The organism is Terriglobales bacterium (assembly GCA_035691485.1).
In the GTDB taxonomy this organism is placed as follows: Bacteria; Acidobacteriota; Terriglobia; order Terriglobales; family Acidobacteriaceae; genus JAIQGF01.
Genome location: DASSIZ010000090.1, coordinates 1 through 5,977, shown reverse-complemented (window position 1 = coordinate 5,977; position 5,977 = coordinate 1). Strand labels below are relative to the sequence as shown.

General features: G+C 62.6%; 6 protein-coding genes. 2 read left to right on the top strand and 4 right to left on the bottom strand.

Features of this window, described 5'->3' with window-relative positions:
* The 4 genes from VFI82_11870 to argC all read right to left on the bottom strand — a co-directional run.
* Positions 1-452, bottom strand: a 452-nt coding sequence (locus tag VFI82_11870; protein HET7185375.1) for an N-acetyltransferase, incomplete at its 3' end; no start/stop codon positions are given.
* Positions 452-1,699, bottom strand: coding sequence for an aspartate aminotransferase family protein (locus tag VFI82_11865; protein HET7185374.1), 1,248 nt, complete (start codon positions 1,697-1,699; stop codon positions 452-454). The genes VFI82_11870 and VFI82_11865, both read right to left, overlap by 1 nt.
* Positions 1,696-2,469, bottom strand: coding sequence for an acetylglutamate kinase (gene argB / locus VFI82_11860; GenBank protein ID HET7185373.1), 774 nt, complete (start codon positions 2,467-2,469; stop codon positions 1,696-1,698). The genes VFI82_11865 and argB overlap by 4 nt, the downstream gene beginning before the upstream one ends.
* A 5-nt stretch (positions 2,470-2,474) precedes the next feature.
* Positions 2,475-3,599, bottom strand: a complete 1,125-nt coding sequence (gene argC, locus VFI82_11855) for an N-acetyl-gamma-glutamyl-phosphate reductase (protein HET7185372.1) — start codon at positions 3,597-3,599, stop codon at positions 2,475-2,477.
* A gap of 442 nt (positions 3,600-4,041) precedes the next feature.
* Between argC and rimP the strand changes: the two genes are divergently transcribed.
* Both rimP and nusA read left to right on the top strand, forming a co-directional pair.
* Entirely contained in the window at positions 4,042-4,515 is a 474-nt protein-coding gene (gene rimP, locus VFI82_11850; GenBank protein ID HET7185371.1) for a ribosome maturation factor RimP, read from the top strand.
* Positions 4,516-4,596: 81 nt separating this feature from the next.
* Positions 4,597-5,977 (top strand): transcription termination factor NusA (gene nusA, locus VFI82_11845; GenBank protein ID HET7185370.1); only part of this gene is annotated, 1,381 nt, incomplete at its 3' end.

The window sequence follows — 5,977 nt, the reverse complement described above, 5'->3', positions numbered from 1 at the left end:
GTCTCGTCGCAGCGAGTAAACATCGGACAGTTTCGGCAATCCTTAAAAATTTTGTCCGGGAGCACGGCATGCGGAACTTCGACGAAGCCCAGGCGTCCGAAATATTCCGGCGCGCGCGTGAACAGGCACACTTGCGCGATCTGGTGCTCTTCGGCTTCCTTCAGGAGCGCGTCGATCAACTGGCTTCCGGCCCCCTGGCCTTGCGCTTCGCGCGCGACGGCAATGGACCGCACCTCCGCCAGATGTTGCCCGTACAAATGCAAAGCGCCGCAGCCGATCACCTTGTTCTTGTGCTCGACCACGGTGAAGTCGCGCACGTTCTCGCAAAGCTCGCCCACCGTCCTGGGCAGCAGCAGACCGGCGTCGGCATAGTGGGAAATCAAGGCATGGATCGACGGAACGTCCGGCAGGATTGCCTTTCTGGCCCGAATTTTCCGCTTGCCGAATCCCATCAGCGTTTCTTGTCGGCCACGACAGCGGCCTGCAATCCGAGTTTCTTCTCCACCTCGCCCAGCGCAAGGTCGAGGATTTTCACGCCTTCATCCACTTGTTTTTCGGTGATGATAAACGGCGGCAAAAAGCGCAACACAGTGTCGTGCGTGCAGTTGATGACCAGGCCGCGCGCCAGGCAGGCATCGACCACGTCCTTGCCCGGTATTTTGAGTTGAAGCGCCAGCATGAGCCCGATCCCGCGAGCCTCCGCCACCGATCCATGTTTCCGCTTCAGCGTTTCCAGCTGCTCGCGAAAATATTTGCCGACACGACGAACGTTAGCCAGCACCTTATCGCCCTGCAAAGTGTCGAGTACGGTTACAGCCACGGCACAAGCCAGCGGGCCGCCGCCAAACGTAGTGCCATGCAGGCCGGGCTTCATCGCCGCAGCAACGTGCTCGCGGGTAAGAATCGCGCCCAGCGGCAGTCCGGACGCGATCGGCTTCGCCAGCGCGAGCACGTCGGGGGTGACGCCAAACTTCTGGAACGCGAACATGTCGCCGGTGCGCCCCAGGCCGCACTGGATCTCGTCGGCGATCAGCAGCGCGCCAAGCTTGTCCGCCAGTTGGCGTGCGGCGGAAAAAAATTCAGGCGTCACCGGGTTGATCCCGCCCTCGCCCTGGATGGGTTCGATGATCACCGCGCACACGCTGCCGTCGAGTTTCTTCTCCAGGTCGGCAACGTCGTTGAATTTTGCGAAGCGCACGCCCGGCAGGAGCGGCTCGAAAGGCTCGCGATATTTCTTGGTCGCCGTGGCCGCCAGCGCGCCCGCGGTGCGGCCGTGGAACGAATTATCCATGGCGACAATGCGCCACGGAGCCTTGGCGCCATTCTTGTTGTGCAAACGCGCATAAGCACGCGCCAGCTTCAGGGCGCCCTCGATGGCTTCGCTGCCGCTGTTGCAGAAGAAGGCGCGGTCCAGGCCGGACAGCCTGGTAAGCCGCTCCGCGAGCGCCGCCTGGTAGTCGTGATAAAAGAGGTTCGAGATGTGCACCAGCCGCGGCGCCTGCTTGCGAATGGTCTCGGTCACCGCCCGGTGGTTGTAACCGAGCGCGCACACTCCGATGCCGCTCAGCCAGTCCAGGTAGCGCCGGTCGCGGTCATCCCACAGATAACAACCCTGGCCACGGCGAAACAGCACGCGCTTGCGATCGTAGGTGGGCAGCAAAAGCTTCGCTTCCGCCCTCGCTACGGCTTCGAGATTCACGTTACCAACTCCGTTCCCACCTGGATTGCACCCCGCGCAAGCCCGCTCAACGCTTCCATCTCCGCCCCCGGCAGAATGTGCACCGAAACAACGCCGCCGGCCAGCGCGCGCTGGCATGCTTCCAGTTTCGGCAGCATCCCACCGCGGACGATCCCGGCATCGCGCAGCGCCGTGATTTCATTTGCCGGCAGGGTGCGGATCACCGACTGGTCGGCATTCATCACGCCACCCACATCGGTCAGAAATGCCAGCCGGGCAGCGCCGCAGGCGACGGCGCAGGCAGCCGCCATCTGGTCGGCATTGATGTTGTAATACTCGCCGTCGGCGCCCAGCGCCAGGCTGGCGATCACCGGCACCGCACCGGCTTCCCAGATCGCGTTCAACCACTGCGGATTAACCGACGAAATCTCGCCCACGAATCCGAGGTCAACAGCGCCGTTCTCCCGCTTGCGCGCACGAAAGCTGAGACCGTCTCCACCGCACATCCCGACCGCCGGCTGCTCCAGCTTGCCGAGAGCGCCAACCAGCTTCTTATTGATCCCGCCAGCCAAGACCATTAACGCCGCATCCCGCGTTTCGGCATCGGTGACGCGCAAACCGTGAACAAATTCGCTCTTCTTGCCCAACCGCTCCAGAAGCCGTGTCAGCGCCTTGCCGCCGCCGTGAACGACGGCAACCTGCTGGCCCGCCTGAGCCATGCTCGCAACGCACCGGGCGCAGCGGTCAATGGCAACGGGGTCATCGATCAGCGTGCCGCCAATCTTAACCACCAGTCTCAATGAATCGCTCCTGATACGTAGCTGGCCTGTGTCGCCGCCGCCACGTAAGCGGCGCGCGGGAACCGGCTGCGGGTAGCGGGCACCGGAACCAGCCCCTCCCGCTCATCCCAGCCGTACATCAGGTTCATGTTCTGCACTGCCTGTCCCGCCGCACCCTTGATCAGGTTGTCGATGCAGGACACCAGCATCACGCGTTTGTTGTCGGGAGCCAGCACCCAGCCGATATCGCAGAAATTCGAATGTTGCGAGTGCTGGATCTCCGGCAGCCGGGGCGGAGCATAGATACGCACGAACGGGCTGCTTGCATAAAAGTCGCGGATCAGCTGCTCCAGTTCCAGCGCGCTGACCGTCCGTTTCAGGTGGGTGTAAATACTGGACAGAATTCCGCGGCGGATCGGCAACAGGTGCGTACTGAACGCCAACTGCTCCGGCGCAAGCTGCAGTTGCTCCAGGATCTCGCCCGCGTGACGGTGGGTGAATGCAGAGTAGGCGCGGAAATTCTCCGCCGTCTCGACGAAATGTGTCTGTTGGGTCGGCGCCTTGCCGGCGCCGGACACGCCGGACTTGGAGTCGCAAACCACCCCGTGCTCCACGTCGAGCAGCCCTGATGCCATCAGCGGCGCCAGCGCCAGGATCACCGAGGTCGGATAGCAGCCGGGGTTGGCGACCAGTTGCGCCTCCGGCAGTTTCGCCCGGCAGAGTTCGGGCAGGCCGTAAACCGCCTTGCGCATCACGGCATCGCAGGCCGGGGTGCCAACGTCGTGGAAGCCGTACACGGCGGCGTTCTCGTGCCGATGCAGACGCCAGGCGCCGCTCAAGTCGATCACGCGTAGCCCGCGCTCGATCGCCTCCGGCACCCACTGGCGCGACACTTCGTGGGGCGTGGCCAGGAACAGCAGGTCGACTCCCTGTTGGTGGAGCAGACGCCAGGAAAAGGGATGGATCGGGACGGCAGTCCCGTCCACCGGGGAAATGATCTCCGCCGGACCTTGTCCGTTGTCGCCTTCGCGCGACAGCAGCAGAGGCGGTTTCATGCGCGGGTGTTGGTACAGGATGCGGGTGAGTTCCTGTCCCGAATACCCGGTGGCGCCGACGACGGCGGTTTGCAGTTCTGCGCTCATGAACTCCTTCATCTACCTTCCGGAATAATTATTCAGACCATGAATATTTATGCGCCCAGCGCCGCCCCCTGTCAACCCTAAAATCAGGTACATAGCGCCTGGGGCGGGAGGTCCCCGAACGTCACTGCCAGGATCGTGGCCGGAAGCCGCACACCCTTTAGCTCCGTAGTTTAGTGCGAAGATTTGCTTGTCATGCTTGGAACAGACGCACATTTGAAAACCCGGGCAAATGTGGGCGGCCGCTCTATCTTCAGCCTGCACGGGGGCCACTGAATCTTCCGCCGCCGCCGCTGCATCTCATTGAATGAGCGTTGGTTGGGTCTTTCCGCCCGGTTTGTGTTTTGCCCTGCTGGGGCGTATATTTGTAAACGACTGCTGTGTCGGACAGCTTCGGCGACGATACCCAGTGGGCGAGAGCCCACTTTTTATTTGAGTAGGGGCGATGGCGGCGGATCTGGAGCACGTGCGGCAAATCGCGGAACGGGTCACTGCATCCCAGGGTCTTGAATTAGTCGATCTCGAGTTCCGCGGCGGCGGCAAGGCCCGGCTGCTTCGGCTCTTCATTGACAAACCCGGCGGCGTCACCCACGAGGACTGTGCCTTCGTCAGTCGCGAGTTGGGGACCATCCTGGATGTCGAGGACGCCATCCCGGGTGGTTCGTACACGCTTGAGGTTTCTTCGCCGGGGCTGGATCGCAAGCTGGTGAAGGCTGCGGACTATGAGCGCTTCGCCGGCAATCGGGTGCGTGTCAGCACTCGCGAGCCGGTGGAGGGCAACCGGCACTTCGACGGCCGGTTGCAGGGACTCCGCGATGGCCGCGTAGCGGTGGAAGTCAGCAGCAAGAAATTGCCGGCGCGGATCGTTGAGATCGAACTGGGCAACATCGACAAGGCAAACCTGGTTCCTGAATTTTGATTGCGGAACTGCCGATCGGCGGAAGTGCCGAACTTAGCTTCCGCAATTCCGCAGTTCAGCAATCGGGCAAGTGGAAGATTTATGGCGAGCGAGCTTTACAACACCATTGACGCACTCAGCCGCGAGAAGGGCATTGATCCGCAGATTGTGGTCAGCGCGGTGGAAGACGCAATTGTCGTCGCCACCCGCAAGTACTACAAGACGCAGGAAAACCTTTGCGCCGAGCTTGACAAGGACACGGGACAGATCCGCGCCTTCGTGGTCAAGCAGGTGGTGGAAACTCCGGAACAGATCGAGGACCCAACCAACCAGATCACCCTCGAGCAGGCCCGCCGTCTTGACCCGAACGCCGAGGCCGGAGGCGAGTTGCGCATTCCCAAGGCCACCGACGTCCTCGGTCGCATTGCCGCGCAGCTGGCCAAGCAGGTGATCTTTCAGAAAGTGCGCGAGGCGGAACGCGATACGGTTTACAACGAGTACATCTCCCGTGTCGGCGAGATCGTCAACGCCACCGTCAAGCGCGTCGAAGGACCGGACCTGATTTTCGACATCGGCAAGGCGGAATCGCGCATGCCGCGTAAGGAACAATCGCGCCTGGAATCTTTTGCCTCCGGCGAGCGGGTGCGCGTCGTCATTACCCGCGTTGAGAAAGCCTCCAAGGGACCGCAGGTGGTGGTTTCCCGTGCCGCGCCCGAACTGGTGCAGCACCTCTTCCAGACCGAGGTGCCGGAAATTTATGACGGCACGGTGGTCATTCGCGCCATTGCCCGCGAAGCCGGCGAGCGCACCAAGATCGCGGTCATGTCCAAGGACAAGGACGTGGATGCCGTCGGCGCCTGTGTCGGCATGAAGGGCATGCGCGTGCAGTCCATCATCCGCGAGCTGCGCGGCGAAAAGATCGACATCATCGAGTACCACGAAGATGCGGTTACCTTCGCGGAAAAGGCGCTACAGCCGGCCAAGGTCAGCCGCGTCACCGTGCTTGATTCCGGCGAGAAGCACCTTGAGGTCATCGTCGACGACAGCCAACTCTCGCTGGCCATCGGCAAGAAGGGGCAGAACGTCCGCCTTGCCGCCAAGCTGCTGGGCTGGAAGATCGACATCAAGAGCGAGGAAGAGAAGCGGCAGGAGGTGGAGCAGCAGATGTCGGCGCTGCTGCCGCCGGCCACCACGCCGCTGGAGAAGGTCGAGGGCCTGGGCGAGGGCCTGGTGGAGAAGCTCACCGCCGCGGGCGTGACCACGGTCGAGGCCCTGGCCGATATGACGCCGGAGCAGCTCGAGGAGATCCCCGGCATCGGCCCGAAGACAGTGGAAAAAATCAGTATCGCGGTCAATAATTACTTCTCCAGCCTGGAAGCAGGCGGAGCAACGGCCGAAGCAACTCCCCAGGAAGCCTCCGGAGAAGCGGTCGCGGAAGCGCCGGCCGAGGGCGAGAGTGCGCCCCCGGCGGAAGCGGCGGGGG

Coding starts and splice junctions, on each gene's coding strand:
- argC (HET7185372.1), bottom strand. CDS start 3,599: ATGAGCGCAGAACTGCAAACCGCCGTCGTCGGCGCCACCGGGTATTCG.
- rimP (HET7185371.1), top strand. CDS start 4,042: ATGGCGGCGGATCTGGAGCACGTGCGGCAAATCGCGGAACGGGTCACT.